This window comes from Pseudomonas rhodesiae (assembly GCF_013285305.1).
Lineage (GTDB): Bacteria > Pseudomonadota > Gammaproteobacteria > Pseudomonadales > Pseudomonadaceae > Aquipseudomonas > Aquipseudomonas rhodesiae.
Genome location: NZ_CP054205.1, coordinates 2,628,262 through 2,644,916, shown reverse-complemented (window position 1 = coordinate 2,644,916; position 16,655 = coordinate 2,628,262). Strand labels below are relative to the sequence as shown.

The 16,655-nt window shown below is 62.0% G+C and carries 15 protein-coding genes; 3 read left to right on the top strand and 12 right to left on the bottom strand.

Annotation, left to right across the window (positions count from 1 at the left end):
* Nucleotides 1-61: 61 nt before the first annotated feature.
* The 8 genes from HRH33_RS11930 to HRH33_RS11895 form a co-directional block, all read right to left on the bottom strand.
* Complete coding sequence (locus tag HRH33_RS11930; RefSeq protein WP_173603449.1) at nucleotides 62-997, bottom strand: sugar ABC transporter substrate-binding protein; 936 nt, start codon at nucleotides 995-997, stop codon at nucleotides 62-64.
* Nucleotides 998-1,046: 49 nt separating this feature from the next.
* Nucleotides 1,047-1,223, bottom strand: coding sequence for a hypothetical protein (locus HRH33_RS11925; RefSeq protein WP_167417500.1), 177 nt, complete (start codon nucleotides 1,221-1,223; stop codon nucleotides 1,047-1,049).
* A 128-nt stretch (nucleotides 1,224-1,351) separates the two neighbouring features.
* Entirely contained in the window at nucleotides 1,352-2,380 is a 1,029-nt protein-coding gene (locus tag HRH33_RS11920) for a Gfo/Idh/MocA family protein (RefSeq protein WP_034137884.1), read from the bottom strand.
* A 74-nt stretch (nucleotides 2,381-2,454) separates the two neighbouring features.
* Complete coding sequence (gene iolG, locus HRH33_RS11915) at nucleotides 2,455-3,465, bottom strand: bifunctional inositol 2-dehydrogenase/D-chiro-inositol 1-dehydrogenase (RefSeq protein WP_167417499.1); 1,011 nt, start codon at nucleotides 3,463-3,465, stop codon at nucleotides 2,455-2,457.
* A gap of 19 nt (nucleotides 3,466-3,484) precedes the next feature.
* Entirely contained in the window at nucleotides 3,485-5,416 is a 1,932-nt protein-coding gene (iolD, locus tag HRH33_RS11910; RefSeq protein ID WP_167417498.1) for a 3D-(3,5/4)-trihydroxycyclohexane-1,2-dione acylhydrolase (decyclizing), read from the bottom strand.
* 79 nt (nucleotides 5,417-5,495) lie between these two features.
* On the bottom strand, nucleotides 5,496-6,284 hold the full coding sequence (gene iolB, locus HRH33_RS11905) for a 5-deoxy-glucuronate isomerase (RefSeq protein WP_167417497.1): 789 nt from the start codon (nucleotides 6,282-6,284) through the stop codon (nucleotides 5,496-5,498).
* Between the two features lie 3 nt (nucleotides 6,285-6,287).
* The gene (gene iolE, locus HRH33_RS11900; RefSeq protein ID WP_034137880.1) at nucleotides 6,288-7,175 is read right to left on the bottom strand and encodes a myo-inosose-2 dehydratase; all 888 of its coding nucleotides are present in this window, start codon (nucleotides 7,173-7,175) and stop codon (nucleotides 6,288-6,290) included.
* Nucleotides 7,176-7,279: 104 nt separating this feature from the next.
* Nucleotides 7,280-9,217 carry a bifunctional 5-dehydro-2-deoxygluconokinase/5-dehydro-2-deoxyphosphogluconate aldolase gene (locus HRH33_RS11895; protein ID WP_167417496.1) on the bottom strand — a complete coding sequence of 646 codons (1,938 nt, stop codon included), beginning with the start codon at nucleotides 9,215-9,217 and terminating at the stop codon, nucleotides 7,280-7,282.
* A gap of 284 nt (nucleotides 9,218-9,501) precedes the next feature.
* Here HRH33_RS11895 and HRH33_RS11890 point away from each other — a divergent pair, with 284 nt between their 5' ends.
* Nucleotides 9,502-10,410 (top strand): MurR/RpiR family transcriptional regulator, encoded by a 909-nt coding sequence (locus HRH33_RS11890; RefSeq protein WP_034096994.1) that lies wholly within the window; start codon nucleotides 9,502-9,504, stop codon nucleotides 10,408-10,410.
* 222 nt (nucleotides 10,411-10,632) lie between these two features.
* On the opposite strand, the gene HRH33_RS11885 is transcribed toward HRH33_RS11890, so the two are convergent.
* Entirely contained in the window at nucleotides 10,633-11,526 is an 894-nt protein-coding gene (locus tag HRH33_RS11885; protein ID WP_034096991.1) for a hypothetical protein, read from the bottom strand.
* Between the two features lie 289 nt (nucleotides 11,527-11,815).
* On the opposite strand from HRH33_RS11885, the gene HRH33_RS11880 reads away from it, so the two are divergent.
* Both HRH33_RS11880 and HRH33_RS11875 read left to right on the top strand, forming a co-directional pair.
* Nucleotides 11,816-12,499 (top strand): response regulator transcription factor, encoded by a 684-nt coding sequence (locus HRH33_RS11880; RefSeq protein WP_034096990.1) that lies wholly within the window; start codon nucleotides 11,816-11,818, stop codon nucleotides 12,497-12,499.
* A complete protein-coding gene (locus HRH33_RS11875; protein ID WP_034137875.1) occupies nucleotides 12,477-13,868 on the top strand; it encodes a sensor histidine kinase in 1,392 nt (463 codons plus the stop codon). Before HRH33_RS11880 ends, HRH33_RS11875 begins: the two co-directional genes overlap by 23 nt.
* A gap of 54 nt (nucleotides 13,869-13,922) precedes the next feature.
* On the opposite strand, the gene HRH33_RS11870 is transcribed toward HRH33_RS11875, so the two are convergent.
* The 3 genes from HRH33_RS11870 to HRH33_RS11860 all read right to left on the bottom strand — a co-directional run bounded on the left by HRH33_RS11870 (nucleotide 13,923) and on the right by HRH33_RS11860 (nucleotide 16,646).
* Nucleotides 13,923-14,339 (bottom strand): SRPBCC family protein, encoded by a 417-nt coding sequence (locus HRH33_RS11870; RefSeq protein WP_167417495.1) that lies wholly within the window; start codon nucleotides 14,337-14,339, stop codon nucleotides 13,923-13,925.
* 190 nt (nucleotides 14,340-14,529) lie between these two features.
* Nucleotides 14,530-15,630 (bottom strand): acetoin dehydrogenase dihydrolipoyllysine-residue acetyltransferase subunit, encoded by a 1,101-nt coding sequence (locus HRH33_RS11865; protein WP_167417494.1) that lies wholly within the window; start codon nucleotides 15,628-15,630, stop codon nucleotides 14,530-14,532.
* Nucleotides 15,627-16,646, bottom strand: coding sequence for an alpha-ketoacid dehydrogenase subunit beta (locus HRH33_RS11860; protein ID WP_034096986.1), 1,020 nt, complete (start codon nucleotides 16,644-16,646; stop codon nucleotides 15,627-15,629). The genes HRH33_RS11865 and HRH33_RS11860 overlap by 4 nt, the downstream gene beginning before the upstream one ends.
* Nucleotides 16,647-16,655: the final 9 nt, after the last annotated feature.

Below are 16,655 nucleotides of genomic sequence, written 5' to 3'. Positions count from 1 at the left end.
AGGTACTCCATCGACAGGGCGGGCACGACCGCCCTGCCGGCTTATTATTGTGAGGTCGGGGCTACTTGAAGTCTTTGACGTTGTCCGGAGTGATCAGCTTGAACGGGATCACCACGTTCTGCTCCGTCGCCTCGTTTTTTGCCATCTTGCGCGCCGCTTCCACCGAGCCGACGGCCTGGCCCTTGGCGTCCTGGAATGCCGACGCAGCCATGTCCCCCTTGGCGATCGCGTTCAAACCGTCCGGCGTGCCGTCGACACCGGCGATCAACACATTGCCCTTTTCCTTGCCGGCTGATTTCAAGGCCATGGACGCACCGATAGCCATCTCATCGTTGTTGGCCAGCACCGCGTCGAATTCGCGGCCTTGGGTCAACCAGTCGTTGACCAGCGTCATGCCCTTGTCGCGCAGCCAGGTCCCGGTTTGTTCCTGCTCGATCTTGATGTCCGGATACTTGGCCAGCACCTCTTTTACGCCCTTGGTACGGTTGGTGGTGGAGTTGTTCGCCAGGTCACCCAGCAGGATCACGATCTTGCCCTTACCGCCGAGTTTTTCGGCGATGTACTGCATTTGCAGCTTGCCGGCTTCGACGTCGTCGGAGGTCACGGCCACGACATCCTTGGGCAGGTCCTTCTGATCTGGCCGGCGGTTGACGAACACCAGTGGGATTTTCGCGGCGGTGGCGGCCTTGATGATGTTGGCGGTCGATGCGGTGTCCACTGGGTTAACGATAATGGCGTCGACTTTCTGGCCGATAAAGTTCTCGACCTGGCTCAGTTGCTTGACCACATCGGCGCGGGCGTCTTCGAACTGCAGCTGCACGCCATCACCCTTGGGGTACGACTTGGCTTGCTTGTCCATGTCTTCACGCAGGTAGGTCAGAAAGGTGTCATCGAAAGCGGACATGCTCACGCCCACTTTGATATCGGCGGCACTGGCAAACCCACTGGCCAGCAGCATGGACAAGGCTAGCGCGGTAAAACGGATCGGGGTCTTCATGAACGGTCTGTCTCCACTTTCTTGTTGGTTTTGTTGGACGTTGCGTTGTTCAGAGCGAGGTGGGCAGTCGCACGACTGGCGCACCGGGAATGCAGCACACCAGCGCGTCGTTATTTTCGACACACAGCACATTAAGGAAGGAGAAGTAGAACGGGCGGGTGCGGGGCAGACCGCGCGGCGCAGAGAGGGGGCGTAAAACTCGCAGTACAGCGTTGAAGATTTTCATCTGACGGTACCTGGTTGTTTTTGATCTTGTTTTTGTTGAGCCGTGCGGATCGAGCCCGCGACGTACTTTTTGCAACCTGGAAAAGACTTTATTGGAAAATAATTTCCATATCAACCTGTTTTAGAATTTTATTCTATTTTTGTTGAAACCACCTGCTGGCGCTCGGCGCTCAGGCGTGCGGCGTCCAATATACGGGTGGTTTCCAACGCGTCATAGGCGTTGACCGGCAGCGGTCCCTGGCCTTGCACGGCGGCTTGCAACTGACGATAGAACTGGGTCCAGCAGCCCTTCTCCGACGGCACGCGTTCACGTTCCGGGCCCTGCTCGAACCAGCCCCAGCGTCGGTGTTCTTCGGCGCCCCAGTGCTCGCCCTCGGTTTTCGGCGATTTGCCGGCCATCAGTGCTTCTTCCTGGCCGTCCAGCCCCTCGACGGTGTAACAGCCGGCGCTGCCACTGACGCGAAAGCGCGGCGCCTGGCTGTTTTGCAAGGCATTGCCCCACAGGTGGGAAATCACCCCATTGGCATGGGTCAGAGACACAAAAAAACCGTGGTCGACATGGGGATGTTCGGCGCTGTAGTGCAATTGCGCGAATACCCTGTCCACCGGGCCGAACAGTTGCAGCGCCTGGTCCACCAGGTGGCTGCCTAAATCCCGCAGCCAACCGCCACCGCTGGCGTTGCCCACCGCCTGCGGGCTGTAGCGTTCCACCCGCGATTCAAAGCGGCTGATGGTGCCCAGGGCGCCGGCATCGATGAGCTTGCGCAGGGTCAGGTAATCCGAGTCCCAGCGGCGGTTCTGATAAACACTGAGCAGCGTACCCTGGCGCTCAGCCGCGGTAATCAGCGCCTGGGCTTGCTCGGCGTTGGCGGCAAAGGGTTTGTCGCTGACCACCGTCACACCGTGCTCGATGGCTTCGAGCACCAGTGCCGGGCGGCCTTTAAGCGTGGTGGAAATCACCAGGGCATCCACACCGGCTTCGACGATCTGGCCGATGCTGTTGAAAGCCTGGACACCCGGGTGGTCGGCGTTCAATTGCTGGCGCCGCTCAGGGGAACGGGTGACCACGCCGACAAACGTGGCACCGGGCAAGGTTGCAATCAGCGGCGCATGAAAGAAGCGCCCTCCATGGCCATAGCCAACTAGTCCAATTCGCATGATTGACTCCTTGATTGAAGTACAAACCCAATCCAAAGGGGGAAGGAACAAGCCCTCCCCACCTTGACCGAGTGTCAGCCGTAGAAGCGAGGGCGCTCCGGCAAGCTGACCTTGACGATCTGCCCACTGCCCTGCGCCTCGATACACGCATCCGCCGCCACCGCCGCCGCATAGCCGTCCCACGCCGACGGCCCGCCCACCTTGCCGGCGCGCACGCTATCAATAAAGGCTTGCAGCTCCACGTCATAGGCACCGATAAAGCGGTCCTTCCAATCCATCAAGATCGCGTTGGACAGCTTCGCCTCGCTACGCAGTTGCACCTGGGACGGTTCCGGCAATTTGGCGATGCCGCTCTCGCCCACCACTTCGCACTGGATGTCGTAGCCGTATTGGCAGTTCACAAATACTTCCACGTCGATGCGCGTGCCCTTGGCGGTTTCCAGCAGCACGATCTGCGGATCGCGCAAATGGGCCAGGGCCTTGCTGGTCTTGCGTGGGAACACCACTTGCACCGACACGTAGTCGTCGTCGAGCAACCAGCGCAGCACATCCAGTTCGTGAATCAGGGTGTCGGTGATTGCCATGTCGGTCTTGTAGTTTTCACCGACCCTGGGGTTTCGGTGTGCGCAGTGCAGCATCAAGGGCTCACCGATCTGGCCGCTGTCGATCACGGCTTTAAGGGCGCGATAACCCTCGTCGTACGGACGCATAAAGCCCACCTGCACCAGGCGCTTACCATGGGCCACTTCGGCGTCGACGATCTTGCGGCAGCCTTGCGCGGTCACCGCCAGCGGCTTTTCGCAGAACACCGGCTTGCCGGCGGCAATCGCGGCGAGCACGAACTCTTCGTGACTCGGCCCCCAGGAGGTCACCAGGACCGCTTCAACCTCGGGCGAGTTAATCAGCGCATGGCCGTCGGGGTACACCTCGGCGGCCAACTGCAAGTCGGCAACTACCTTGGCGGCCTGGTCCAGATTGATGTCGGTCACCGCCACCACCTGGCTATTGAGCAAGGTCTGGCTGCAACGACGGATATGGTCGCGGCCGATGGCACCGGTCCCGATAACACCTAGCTTCAAAGACATACACACACTCCTCTTGTTATTAGTACTGCCGGGCCTTGGCCAGGTGCTCGTTGAGTTTCTTCGCCGCCGCGTTCGTGCGTTCGCTGGTGGAGACCTGCGCCACCCCCACCCGCCACCAGGACAGGTAGCCGTGAACCATGGTCTTGGGCAGCACTTTAATGTCGATCAGGGTTGAGACGGTTTGCGTGCGCGCATCGGCCAGCGCGGCCTGTAATTGCTCTACGCTGCTGACCTTGTAGGTCTTGCAGCCATAGGCCGCCGCACTCATGGCGAAATCCACCGGCACCAGGCCGCCGTCGAGCTGGCCGGTTTCGGGGTTGCGGTAGCGGAATTCGGTGCCGAAGCTGTCCATGCCGTTGCCGATCTGCAGGTTGTTGATGCAACCGAAGGCCATATTGTCCAGCAGCACCACGTTGATCTTGCGCCGCTCCTGAATCGAGGTAGCCAGCTCGGAATGCAGCATCATGTAGGAGCCATCGCCGACCAGCGCGTAGACCTCCTTGCTCGGCTCGGCGAGCTTCACGCCGAGGGCGGCGTTGATCTCGTAGCCCATGCACGAGTAGCCGTATTCGACGTGGTAGGTGTTGACGCCCTTGCTGCGCCAGGCGCGCTGCAAATCACCAGGCAGGCTGCCGGCGGCGGCGACGATAATTGCATCGTCGGCCACCGTCTCATTGAGTACACCCAGGACCCGGCTCTGGGTCAGGCACGAGCCGGTCAGCTCGATAAATTCCCGCAGTACTGCGCGGTCCAGGTGGTCATCCACTTCCGGCACGAAGTCATCGCCGTGGTACTCCACTTGATGCACGCGGTCGACTTCGGCGTCCAGTTGCGCCTTGGCGTCGGCAATCTGCTCGCCCCAACCTGCGCGGTAGTCACCGAGGGCATCGGTCAATGCTTGAAGGGCTATCTGCGCATCGGCCAGCACCTGCACGCCATCGAGTTTCAACGCATCGGCGGGGCTGATGTTTAGGTTGAGAAACGTCACATCCGGGTGCTTGAACAGCGATTTGGACGAGGTGGTGAAGTCGGTGTAGCGCGTACCGACGCCAATGATCAGATCGGCCTCGGGCGCCAGCAGGTTGGCCGCCAGGCACCCGGTTTCGCCGATGCCGCCGACATTAAGCGGATGGCTGGACACTACCGCGCTCTTGCCCGCTTGCGTCTCGGCGAAGGGAATATCGAAGCGCTCTGCGAACGCTTGCAACGCCGCATTCGCACCGGAGTACTTGACCCCGCCACCGCAGATGATCAGCGGTTTGCGCTTGCCTCGGATGGCCGCCAGCGCATCGCTAAGCATCGCGGCGGTGGCTGGGCGACGCTCGATACGGTGCACGCGTTTTTGCAAGAAGTAATCCGGATAGTCCCAGGCTTCGGCCTGCACATCCTGGGGCAAGGCCAGGGTCACCGCGCCGGTTTCCGCCGGGTCGGTGAGCACGCGCATGGCGTGGATCGCGGCGCTCATCAGTTGTTCGGGACGGTTGATGCGATCCCAGTATTTGCTTACCGAACGGAACGCATCGTTGGTGCTGATGCTCAGGTCGTGGAACTGCTCGATCTGTTGCAGCACCGGGTCGGGCTGGCGACTGGCGTACACATCGCCCGGCAACAGCAGCAACGGAATGCGGTTGGCCGTGGCGGTGGCCGCCGCAGTGAGCATGTTCGCCGCACCCGGCCCGACCGAAGCAGTGCATGCATACACTTTGCGCCGCAGGTGCTGCTTGGCGAAACCGATGGCCGCGTGGGCCATGCCCTGCTCGTTACGGCCCTGATGCACCACCAGGTCACCGCTGTCCTGCTCCAGGGCCTGGCCCAGGCCGAGCACATTGCCGTGGCCGAAAATCGTGAACACGCCGGCGACGAACTTGCTCTGCACGCCATCGACTTCGATGTACTGGTTGTCCAAAAACTTCACCAGGGCCTGGGCCATGGTCAATCTTGTTGTGGTCATGTTCGCACCTTGTAGGAATGCAAATCCGTCGATCGACAGTCATCCAATGCGCGAGCGGGCTCGCTCGCGCCAACAGCGTCTAAAGGTCCAGCAGCCAACTGTGCTGCGGGTCGTTATGGAAATGCCAGGCACGCTTGGGGCCGGCCATCACGTTCAGGTAATAGGACTCGTAGCCGTACGGCACGCTGACCGGGTGATAGCCCTTGGGCACCACCACCAGGTCGCTGTTTTCCACGGCCATGGCCTGGTCGATGCTGCGATCGTCGGTGTACACCCGCTGGAACACAAAGCCTTGGGGCGGGTTGATCTGGTGGTAGTAGGTCTCTTCCAGAAAGCTCTGGTGCGGCAGGTCGTCGGTGTCGTGTTTGTGCGGCGGGTAGCTCGACGAATGCCCCGACGGCGTGCGCACTTCCACCACCAGCAGCGATTGGGCCGGCGCGCTGTCGGGCAGGATGTCGCACACATAGCGAGTGTTGGCGCCTTTGCCGCGCACGCTGCGCTTGCAGTCCTCGGGACGGATCAAGCGTGGTTCGTAACCCGGCGCGCCGGGGGCGGCGCACACGGCAATCTGCACATCGCTCAAGGCCGTGACCTGGGCGGCGGTGCCCGGCGGAAGGTACGCGGCGAAAGGCGACTTGTCCTCGAACACCGACTGGCGATCACCGAGGTTCTGCCAGTTGAAGCCCTCGCCTTCGATATTCACCCGGCCACTGAGCAGCACCAGGCACAGTTCTTTATCACCGGCGCTGACCGGCAGGGTTTCGCCCAGGCTCAGGCGGTAGGCCGAGAAGCCGACGTACTCCAGCCGCCCTGCTTCCAAGGCAACCATGGTTTGTCCGCGTTTGCTGCTTTTGACCAACAAGCTCATCACTCAAGTCCTCTCGTTGAGAAGCGCACGCAAGGTGTCGTAGCCCTTTTTCGCATAGATATAGCTGGGCGCCACGGCCGGGTCCTGCTCGGCCTCCACCACCAGCCAGCCCTCATATTTCGCGGCCATCAATGCATCCAGCAGTTCGGCAAAGTCGATATCGCCATCGCCGGGCACGGTGAACGTGCCGTTGACGATGCAGTCGGGGAAGCTCCACATCTGGTTGCGCGCCAACTGCACCACCGGCTTGCGCACGTCCTTGAAATGCACATGGCAAATGCGCCCGATGTGTTTGCGCAGCACTTCGATGGGTTCGCCGCCGCCCATATAGCAATGGCCGGAATCGAACAGCAGGCCGACCTCCGGGCCGGTGCGCTGCATCAGTTGATCGATGTCTTCAGGAGACTCAACGTAGGCGCCCATATGGTGGTGGTACGCCAAGCGCACGCCTTGGGACAGGGTGAAGCGCGCCAGTTCGGTGAGTTTGTCGGCGTAGTCCTGCCAAGCCTGTTCGCTGTGGAAACGCGGGCGTTCGATCAGGCGAATGCGCGAGCCCTGGATAGAATCCGCCACCTCGCCGTACACCAGCACATGGGCGCCGTTCTGCTTGAGCAACTCGACATGGCCGGCGATGGCTTCGATCTCCTCGGCCACCGAACGCCGGGCCAGGCGACTGGAATACCACCCCGACACCAGCGCCAGGTCATAGGGCCGCAGCACATCGCCGACGCCTTTGGCGTCCTTGGGGAACTTGCCGTTGAGTTCGAAACCTTCGTAGCCGATGTCCTTGCCTTCGCTCAGCGCGGTGCTGAGCGGCGTTTCACCGCCCAGGGCCGGGAGGTCGTCGTTGCTCCAGGAGATCGGGTTGATGCCAATTCGGATTGCGGGCATGGCTGCACCTTTATTATTTTTCAGGTATCACTGAGTTCTGCTTTTTGTGGGAGGGAGCTGGCCCCCTCCCACATTGGAATTGCAGCGCACATTCAACGTTGTGGTCAGGTTCGCGCGCTGCGCCAGGCGTTGATCAGTTGTTCGAAGGTCGCCTGCACTTGCTGAATCAGGGTCTCATCATCGATCTCCCCCGCCATCCACGCGCGGCTGGGTTCCTGGAAGATCGTGCGGCCCACCGCAAACCCTCGGCACGTGGTGCTCTGACTGGCCTGCTGGAACCCGCTCGCCAGGCATTCGGCCGAGGCATTCAGCCCCAGCAGCACCACACCACGGCAGTACGGGTCGCGTTCCTGGATCAGCTCATCGAGTTTTTTCCAGTCTTCGGCCGACTGCGCCTCGATCTTCCACCACGCCGGGTAGATACCCAGGTTGTACAGGCGCTTGAGGCTACGGTAGAGCACATCCGGGTAGGTGGATGGGTGATCCTTGGGCGGAATGACTTCCAGCAACAGCTCATGGCCGCTGACCAGGGAGGCGTCGTACACCGCCTTGAGTTGTGCTTCCTGCTCCAGGCGCAGCAAGGGCTCATCGTCGGGATGAAACTGCACCAGGCACTTGATGATCTGCTCCTGGGGCCAGGCGATCAGGTTGCTGCCGATGGACCTGCCATGCTCGAAGGCCAGCGGCCGCGAGTTCTGCACTTCCACCGGCCGCGCGATCCACCAGCCGCGCCCGCTGGCCGCATTGAGTGCGTCCTGGCCAAAGCGCTGGTCGGCGAGCAGGCCCACATCGGCCTCCACGCCCTGCTCGGCGAGCTTGCGCTCCACCCGTTCGACGGCCTGGATAAACAACTGCTTGATGTCGCTGATGCGCGCGGGGTCCTGGCCACCGCGTTGGGCCAGGTCCACCAATTGCCAGCGATGGTCGAACGCGAAGATAAACAGCTGCTTCCACTGTTTGCGCGGCACCGTCACCCGGTGCAGGCGTTGCAGGGTCTCGTCCTGATCGGGCCGGGTGATCGGCACGGGGCTGCTGAACAGATAATCCAACTCCGCCGGCGTGGGCATGGCCGGCGCGCAGGCATGGCGCGATACAACCAGACCGCCGCAGGCATTGGCCAACTGGCTGCAACGCTCGTCGCTGGCGTCATTCAGCCACCCGCTGAGAAAGCCCGACATAAAGGCATCGCCGGCCCCCAGTACGTTGAGCACTTCCACCCGCACGCCGGGGTAGATCGCACCGTCTTCCAAGCGCGCCGGGATCGCGCCGTGGATCACCGTGCACCCTTGCGGGCCGAGCTTGACCACCAGCGTCGCCGGGGTCAGCTCGCGCACCTTGTGCAAGGCCGCAAGCAAATCCTCGCTACCGCCCGCAATCAAAAACTCTTCTTCGGTGCCGACGATCAGATCGAAGCGCGGCAGGATGTTCTGCACATGCTGGCTGACATTGCGGTCGGCGACGAAGCGGGTTTCGCCGTCGGCCTTGCCCGCCAGCCCCCACAACACCGGGCGGTAGTCGATATCGAGCACACGTTTGACGTTATGTTTGGCCGCGTAATCCAGGGCCTGGATGCTGGCCTTGTACACGCCGTCGGTGGAGAAATGCGTGCCGGTGATCAACAGCGCCTTGCTGGAAGCGATAAAGGCTTCATTGATGTCTTCAGCGCGCAGGGCCATGTCGGCGCAGTTTTCGCGGTAGAACACCAGGGGGAAGGTTTCGCGGTCCTTGAGGCCCAGCAACACCAAAGCGGTGAGGCGTTCCGGGTCGACCTTGATGCCGCTGACATCGCACCCTTCGCGCGCCAGGGATTCCACCAGGAAGCGCCCCATATGGTCGTCGCCCACGCGGCTGAGCATCGCCGACTTGAGCCCCAGCCGCGCGGTGCCGAAAGCGATATTGGCGGAGGAACCGCCGAGGTACTTGGCGAAACTGGACACGTCCTCAAGCCGTGCACCGACTTGCTGTGCATAGAGGTCGACGCCCAGGCGCCCGAGGCAAATCAGATCCAATTGACGCCCACTGGCAAAACGAGTCTGGCCCATGCTGGCTCCTGTTATTTTTATCAGCCTGCGTTGTGCCGCCGTGGCGACGGCAAACGCTCTTGGTGGAGCAGACTAGAACGTTCAGCGGCACCAATCAATATTTATTCCATATTTATTTTTAGTGGAATATTTTTTCCAATAACCCGGCATAATGGTCCCCCTAGCCGGCGTGCATCGTTTCAGCACGCCACACCGGCCGTGATGTCGGGGTATTTTTTTGCGCCTACCCTGTAGACTGACGCCACCCATCAGCGCAACAGACGAACACGCCAGAAGGATTGCCCATGTCCCGCACCGATCCCGAGACCACCCTGGAAGACACCATCGCCAGCCCTCCGATCAATGCCGAACGCCTGTTGCAGCTGATTACCGACGAATACGAAAGCCTGCCGCGCCAGCTCAAACGCATCGCCAGCTATATGAGCCAGCAAAGCGACCGCATCATGGTCGACCGTATCAGCGACATCGCCCGCGAATGCGAAGTGCACCCCTCGGCCATCGTGCGTTTTTCCCAGCGTTTCGGGTTCAGCGGGTTCAGTGAGATGCAGGCGCTGTTCCGCGAGGCTTACACCCACAAGACCACCCCGGTGCAAAATTACCAGCAGCGCATCCGCAGCATGATCGCCAACAAGTCGCAGAAGGCCAGCGGCGGCGACCTGGCGCGCGAGTGCGTGAATGCCACCCTGTCCGGCATCGAGCGTCTAGGGCTGGAGCTGGACGACGCAATGTTCGAAAAAGCCGTGGACCTGGTGGTCAATGCCGACAACATCTACGTGGTCGGCGTGCGCCGCTCCTTCGCGGTGGCCGACTACCTGGTCTACAACCTGCAGCACACCAACAAGCGCATCCACCTGATCTCCGGCCTGGGAGGCAGCTACCGCGAGCAGATGCGCAGCGTGCGTGCCAATGACCTGGTGATCGCCATCAGCTTCACGCCCTACGGCAAAGAAACCCAGCACTGCCTGCGTATCGCCCAGCACCACCAGGCCAAGACCCTGATCATCACCGACAGCAACCTCTCGCCCCTGGCCAAGCGGGCCAACGCGGTGCTGCTGGTAAACGAGGGTTCTTCGTTCGCATTCCGCTCACTGAGCGCCACGCTGTGCCTGTGCCAGGCGCTGTTCATTGCGGTGGCGTACCGCCTGGAATTGAAAGTGGACGAGATTCACGAGCAGGTCGGGTTCGAAGACTGAAGCGCCGACAGCGCCCCTCGAATGTGAAAGGGGGCTTGCCCCGATATCAGCGTCAGTCGCCGGTCATCTCGACGGTTACACCGCTATCGGGAGCAAGCCCCCCTTTTACATCCAGCCGAGCCAGGCCCGGGTTTAGTGCATGAAGATCGCGATCAGGATGATGACCGGGATAGGCACGCCGAGGAACCACAGCAGTAATGAGCGCATTGTTTTCTCCTTGAATTAACGGACGTAATGTTCGGTTTCGACATACACCACGGCATCGCGACGGCGGCCGCCGAAGGTCGCGGCGAAGCTGGCGAAGAAGGCCCCGATCAGCAGCGCGACGAACATCCACAGTGCAGTCCAGGCAGCGACCTTGGCGGCGGTGTCAGCGGCTTGCTTGGCTTTGAGCTTGGCGTCTTCAACGGCTTTACGGGCGTCGCCGTAAACCTTGTCGATGCGCGCTTCGGCGTCGGCCTGGCTGAGGTTGGTGCGCTGGCTGATCAACTGGGCCAGATAGGCACGGTCTTCGGCGGCGAGTTGGCCGTCATTGCTCAGGGTGCGGGCAAAAATGCGCGCTACAACGGCATGGGCGGCGTCATCGCTGACGGCGGCTGGGCGGTCATCGCGGAACAGGCTGTCGACGTAATAACCGAAGTCATCCCCCTTGACGCCCTGCGCTGCGCTGCCGGCGGCTTGCACCGCACCCGAGGCCACACTGGCGCTGGCTTGCACGCCGCCACCGACCACACTGCTGACAGAACTGACCACCAGAGTGGCGGTGATCAACGTGGCCACAGCCCACGCCAGGAAGCCATGGGCGGTGTCGCGAAAGTACACCTCATCGCCATGCATATTGGCCCACTTCACCCGCAGACGGCCGGCGATATAACCGCCCAACCCTGCCGCGACGATCTGGGTAAACGCCAGCCAGACAATTGTGGAAATGCCCAGTCCCTTGGCGCTGACGCCGCTATTGGCCCACGGCGAAACGGCCGAGAAGCCCAGGCCAAAGCCCAGCAACACCAGAATCAATGAGAGTGCGGCCGCCGCAGCGGCGCCGGCAAAAATCGCCCCCCAGGAAACCCCGGAGCGCGCGCTCGATTCTTGCAGCGTGGTTGAAGGTGTGATCATTGTTGTTTTGCTCCCGGCAGGAAAAATAGTGTTACAAGTCTCAAAAGGGACAGTGCAGGCCCCGTGCCAGTCGCATGAAAAATAAAACCCTATTATTTTCAACAGGTTAGATAAGTTGAACTTCCTAAGACCATGCAACTTGCAAGAAATGCTCAATCAGGGCGGGCGTATTGCATTCCGTCATGGGAGGGAGCTCGGTTTGCCTACATGAAGTTTTATTTAGGAAGCATTCAGCCAATTCTTGGCAAAATGCCTCACTTCTAGTGTGAATCGCTCGCCAGGTATGCCTATGACCCGCATTTTGACCATCGAGGATGACGCCGTAACGGCCCGCGAGATTGTCGCCGAGCTGAGTAGCCATGGACTGGAGGTTGATTGGGTGGACAACGGCCGCGAAGGCCTGGTCCGCGCCGTGAGTGGTGATTACGACCTGATCACCCTGGACCGTATGCTCCCGGAACTGGATGGCCTGGCCATCGTCACCACCCTGCGCACCATTGGAGTATCGACGCCGATCCTGATGATCAGCGCCCTCTCCGACGTCGATGAACGCGTGCGCGGCCTGCGCGCCGGGGGCGATGACTACCTGACCAAGCCGTTCGCTTCCGATGAAATGGCCGCCCGCGTCGAAGTACTGCTGCGCCGCAAAAGCACGGTCAAGGAGTTCGAAACCGCCTTGCGCGTGGCCGACCTGGAGTTGAACCTGATCAGCCGCGAAGCCAGTCGCGCCGATCAGCCGCTGACTCTGCTGCCCACCGAATACAAACTGCTGGAATTCCTGATGCGCAACACCGGGCAGATCCTGTCGCGGATGATGATCTTCGAGGAAGTCTGGGGCTATCACTTCGACCCCGGCACCAACCTGATCGATGTGCACATCGGACGCCTGCGCAAGAAAATCGACCCACCGGGCCTCACGCCGCTGATCCGCACGGTACGAGGTTCCGGTTATGTCATTGCTGAACCCCTCTAAAGGCTGGCGCTCCTCCAGCAGCCGCCTGCTGGCGCTGTACAGCTCGCTGTTCGTGGCCTGGAGCTGCATCCTGATGGGGGTGCTGTATTACGAAGTATCGGGTTACCTGAGCGACCTGTCGCGCCATTCCCTGCTGCAGCGCCAGCACCTGTTCCAGCGCTTCGACGGCGAGGAATTGGTGGAGGCGCTGACCACCAGCATGACCTTCGACATGAAAGGCGTGGATGCCTATGGCCTGTTCGACGAGCAGTTCCGCCCCCTGAACGGACCGATCCGCGCGATCCCGTCCGACCTGCCCCTGGACGGCAAGATCCACGCCCTGGCCAATTGCGTCGATTCCGACGACCCGAAATTGCCCAAGGACAGCTGCGATGCCGTGGCCACCCACACCGCAGACGGCCGCTGGCTGGTGCTGGTGCGCGCCAACGGTTCGCTGTTCGGCGTGACGCGGATCATCTGGCACGCACTGCTGTGGGCGCTGTCGCTGACCATCATCCCCGGTGCCGCCGGCTGGCACTTGCTGCGCCGCCGCCCGCTGCGACGCATTCGCGGGATCCAGGCCAGCGCCGAAGCCATCGTCGCCGGTGACCTCACCCACCGCCTGCCGCTGTCCAATCGACGTGACGAATTGGACATGCTCGCGGCCATCGTCAACGCCATGCTCGACCGTATCGAGAAGTTGATGAACGAGGTCAAGGGCGTGTGCGACAACATTGCCCACGACCTGCGTACGCCGCTGACGCGCCTGCGCGCGCAGCTGTATCGCATCCGGCAGGAGGCCGAGCAAGACTCGGGCTACGCGGTCAAGCTGGATGACGCGATTGCCGAAACCGACACCCTGATGGCGCGTTTTCGCGGGCTGTTGCGTATTTCGGAACTGGAAGACCACCAGCGCCGCTCAGGCTTTCTGGTGCTGGACCCGTTGCCGCTGCTGCGGGAATTGCACGATTTCTATCTGCCGCTGGCCGAAGAAGGCGAATTGCAACTGGTGCTGGACGCCCCAGCATCCCTGCCGTGGATCACCGGCGACCGCGCCCTGCTGTTCGAAGCCGTGGCTAACTTGTTGAGCAATTCGATCAAGTTCACCCCGCCGGGCGGCGAAGTGATTTTGCGCGGGCTCAACGACGCGGGCAGCACCCGCATCGAAGTGCACGATTCGGGGCCGGGCATCCCGGCGGCGGAACGCGCGGCGGTGTTCCAGCGCTTTTATCGCGTGGAGGAAAGCGACCAGCCCGGTGGGTTCGGGCTGGGGTTGTCGATTGTCGCGGCGATCATCAACCTGCATGGGTTCAAGCTGGAGGTGGGCAGCAGCGCCCGTGGCGGCGCGCGGCTGATCCTGGAATGTCGCCAGCAACTGATGCCCGAATAAGTCAGTAAGGTCCGAGGTGGGAGCGAGCCGGCCTCTCTCACCCTGGCAGTCGAATCAGGCCTTGAAGTTGGCGCGCAGCGCTTCAACGCCCCCCTTGTAGACACCGGCGAACAGCTCCTCCACCGCCTCGTCCGTGGTGCCCGTCGACGGGGTGAACACCCCTGACCAGGTCACCTTCGACGACGTGTCAGTCAAGGCTTCAATCTGCAAAGTCGCCAGGTACGCACTCACCGGAAACGGCGACTGCTCGATGGTGTAGCTGTAAGTGCGCGCCACATTGTCGAAAGTCTGCAAACGCTCGACGATGACGCCACCGTCGGCGGTTGCCAGATGGCGCAGCCGGCCGCCTTCGCCGGGCTCGCTCTTGGCGATCAGCGGCAACCAATCCGGCAGGCTGTTGAAGCCGCCCACCAATTGCCAGACCTGATCGGCCGATACAGGGATTTCAATTACTGCGGATGCGGTTGGCACGGTCAATCTCCAGAAGTCATGGAAAACGTCACCCAGACTGCCACGCCTGGCGCGTCATTGCATCCATTCTGAATGCTCGGATAAGGGGGTGGCTGACGCATCGCAATCGGGGGCAAGCCCCTCCCACAGCACTGACTGTGTGGGGGGGCTTACCCCCGATTGCAGTGGGTAAGGGCCCACAGGTCTCAGCTCAATGGCGCTTGAGGAACGCCAGCATCAACTGGTTAACCTGCTCCGCCGCCTCCAACTGCAGCATATGCCCTTGCCCCGGCAGGATTTCCACCTGGGCCTCCAAGCCTTGGGCATGGTTGGCCGGGATAATGGCGTCGTCGCTGCCCCAGATCACCAGGCTCGGCTGTCGACCGACAACATGGCGCACATCCACCTTCTGCCGCCCGCCGTCGAACAGCGCCCCATTGAGCTGGCGCAGCGCCTGATCCACGCCCTCCAACCGTTTGAACTTGAGCATGTCCTCCAGCATCTGCCGCGTCACCAGCGCCGGGTCGCTAAACAACTGCACCAGCTGCGGCTTGAGGGCGTTGCGATTGTTAGCGTCGGCAAACCCTTGCAGATAATCGCCATTGATATCGGCACCCAGGCCGGCGCTGGCGATCAGGGTCAACGAGACCACGCGCGCGGGCGCCTGCTCGGCAACGGTCAGGGCCACCAGCCCGCCCATGGAATGGCCGGCCAGATGCACGCGGCCCAGCTGTAGATGATCGAGCAAGCCCAGCACCGCCTCGCTTAATTCAGCTGCCTCGCCGCTGCGCAGGGTCTTGCCCGACTCGCCATGCCCCGGCAGGTCCAGGGCGATCACCCGGCGCTCGGCGGCCAGGGCCGGTTGGTTGAACAGCCAGTTGTTCAAGTCGCCGCCAAAGCCATGCACCAGCACCAGCGGCGTGCCGCCTTCGCCGAGGTCCAGGTAACGCAGCAAGCGCCCGCCCACCTCGACTTTCTGCGCGCTCGGCCCCGCCGTTTCGGCCTCGGCGGCATTGGACACGAACCCGGCCTGGAAGCCTTCGATCACCGCGTCGATCTCGGCGTCGCTGGCCTCGCCTTCCACCACCACACCGAGCAAGGCGCCCACCGGCAAGGTCTCATCGCTCAGCGCCAAGACCCGACGCAACACACCGCTGAACGGCGCTTCCACACTGCTGGAAATCTTGTCGGTCTCCACATCCAACACGGCCTCGCCCTTCTCCACCCGGTCTCCGGGTTGCTTGAGCCAGATATCGATACGCCCTTCGGTCATCGACAGCCCCCACTTGGGCATGGTCAAGGTATGGATCATGCGGCGTTCCTCTTGTCGGCGATTTTCAGCACGGCGGCTTCGATCTTGGCGGCGTCGGGGATGTACAGGTCTTCCAGCGCATCGGAAAACGGCACCGGCGTGTGCGGCGCGGTGACCATTTCGATGGGCGCGCGCAGCGCAGCGAAGGCTCGCTGCGCCACCAGGGCACTGATGTCGGTGGCAATCGAGCAACGCGGGTTGGACTCGTCGATCACCACCAGGCGCCCGGTTTTCTCCACGCTTTCCAGGATGCTGTCTTCGTCCAGGGGGCTGGTGGTGCGCAGGTCCAGCACTTCGCAATCGATACCTTGGCGCGCCAGGTTGGCGGCGGCTTCCAGGGCGATATGCACCATGCGCCCGTAGGTCACCAGGGTGACGTCGCGGCCTTCGCGTACAAAGTTGGCCTCGCCGAATGGCACGGTGTACAGCTCTTCGGGCACTTCGCCTTGCAGGCTGTAGAGCATTTTGTGTTCGAGGAAGATCACCGGGTCGTTATCGCGGATCGCCTGGATCAGCATGCCCTTGGCGTCATAGGGGGTGGCCGGGCACACCACTTTCAGGCCGGGAATGTGGGTCCACATCGAGGTGAGCATCTGCGAATGCTGGGCGGCGGCGCGCAGGCCGGCGCCGTACATGGCGCGGATCACCAGGGGCGTGGTGGTCTTGCCGCCGAACATGTAGCGGAACTTGGCCGCCTGGTTGAGCAATTGATCGAGGCAGCAGCCGATAAAGTCGACGAACATCAATTCGCACACCGGGCGCATGCCCCGGGTGGCGGCGCCTACGGCCATGCCCACGTAGCCGACCTCGGACAGTGGCGCATCCAGCACGCGCTCGGGAAACTCTGGGTACAGGCCCTTCGTGACGCCGAGCACGCCGCCCCAGGCGTCCTGCTCGCCGGGCGAACCGGTGCCGCCGGACACGTCCTGGCCGATGATAAACACGCTCTGGTCGCGGCGCATTTCCTGGGCCAGGGCTTCGTTGATTGCCTGCTGATAGCTGATTTTGCGAGCCATGAAATTCTC

Excerpts from the sequence above, each read along its gene's own strand:
- HRH33_RS11930 (WP_173603449.1), bottom strand. The coding sequence starts at position 997 with ATGAAGACCCCGATCCGTTTTACCGCGCTAGCCTTGTCCATGCTGCTG.
- HRH33_RS11925 (WP_167417500.1), bottom strand. The coding sequence starts at position 1,223 with ATGAAAATCTTCAACGCTGTACTGCGAGTTTTACGCCCCCTCTCTGCG.
- HRH33_RS11920 (WP_034137884.1), bottom strand. The coding sequence starts at position 2,380 with ATGCGAATTGGACTAGTTGGCTATGGCCATGGAGGGCGCTTCTTTCAT.
- iolG (WP_167417499.1), bottom strand. The coding sequence starts at position 3,465 with ATGTCTTTGAAGCTAGGTGTTATCGGGACCGGTGCCATCGGCCGCGAC.
- iolD (WP_167417498.1), bottom strand. The coding sequence starts at position 5,416 with ATGACCACAACAAGATTGACCATGGCCCAGGCCCTGGTGAAGTTTTTG.
- iolB (WP_167417497.1), bottom strand. The coding sequence starts at position 6,284 with ATGAGCTTGTTGGTCAAAAGCAGCAAACGCGGACAAACCATGGTTGCC.
- iolE (WP_034137880.1), bottom strand. The coding sequence starts at position 7,175 with ATGCCCGCAATCCGAATTGGCATCAACCCGATCTCCTGGAGCAACGAC.
- HRH33_RS11895 (WP_167417496.1), bottom strand. The coding sequence starts at position 9,217 with ATGGGCCAGACTCGTTTTGCCAGTGGGCGTCAATTGGATCTGATTTGC.
- HRH33_RS11890 (WP_034096994.1), top strand. The coding sequence starts at position 9,502 with ATGTCCCGCACCGATCCCGAGACCACCCTGGAAGACACCATCGCCAGC.
- HRH33_RS11885 (WP_034096991.1), bottom strand. The coding sequence starts at position 11,526 with ATGATCACACCTTCAACCACGCTGCAAGAATCGAGCGCGCGCTCCGGG.
- HRH33_RS11880 (WP_034096990.1), top strand. The coding sequence starts at position 11,816 with ATGACCCGCATTTTGACCATCGAGGATGACGCCGTAACGGCCCGCGAG.
- HRH33_RS11875 (WP_034137875.1), top strand. The coding sequence starts at position 12,477 with ATGTCATTGCTGAACCCCTCTAAAGGCTGGCGCTCCTCCAGCAGCCGC.
- HRH33_RS11865 (WP_167417494.1), bottom strand. The coding sequence starts at position 15,630 with ATGATCCATACCTTGACCATGCCCAAGTGGGGGCTGTCGATGACCGAA.
- HRH33_RS11860 (WP_034096986.1), bottom strand. The coding sequence starts at position 16,646 with ATGGCTCGCAAAATCAGCTATCAGCAGGCAATCAACGAAGCCCTGGCC.